The organism is Maribellus luteus (genome assembly GCF_003576475.1).
Classification (GTDB): Bacteria; Bacteroidota; Bacteroidia; order Bacteroidales; family Prolixibacteraceae; genus Draconibacterium; species Draconibacterium luteum.
Genome location: NZ_QWGR01000350.1, coordinates 1 through 501, shown reverse-complemented (window position 1 = coordinate 501; position 501 = coordinate 1). Strand labels below are relative to the sequence as shown.

Below are 501 nucleotides of genomic sequence, written 5' to 3'. Positions count from 1 at the left end.
ATTGTGACCGTCTCACCCGCGAGCAGACGGCACCAAATATCGATGAATTCTCCGGTCAGTTGGTATCGCTCGTCGTGCGTGGCAAAAACGCCGTCAGCAGCAAGTTCGGGCGGGCTCCCTCCAGATACGACATTGACGTCGAGCCGGCCCCCCGAAATGCGGTCGACTGTGGCTGCCATTCTAGCCGCGACAGTCGGTTGCATTATGCCGGGACGAACCGCTACGAGAAACCGAAGCCTGTTCGTAAGGGGAGCGACTGCTGCCGCAACGGTCCATGGATCTTCGCAAAACAGGCCAGTTGGGATCAGCACTCCTGAATAGCCCAACTCATCCACTGCGATAGCTATCTGCTTAATGTATGAGAAAGTAGTTTCACGGCCTCCGATAGCAGTGCCGAGATAGTGTCCGTCTCCCTGAGTCGGGAGAAACCACATGATGTTCATATTCGTTTCCCGCCAGCCTAGGCCGAGCCCCTCAGCTTAGCAGCGCTATATCTGAAAC

Annotated in this window: 1 protein-coding gene; it reads right to left on the bottom strand. The window is 56.1% G+C overall.

Going from position 1 to position 501, the window contains the following annotated elements:
- On the bottom strand, positions 1-434 hold a 434-nt coding region (locus D1614_RS29180; RefSeq protein ID WP_497006698.1), incomplete at its 3' end, for an LLM class flavin-dependent oxidoreductase.
- Positions 435-501: the final 67 nt, after the last annotated feature.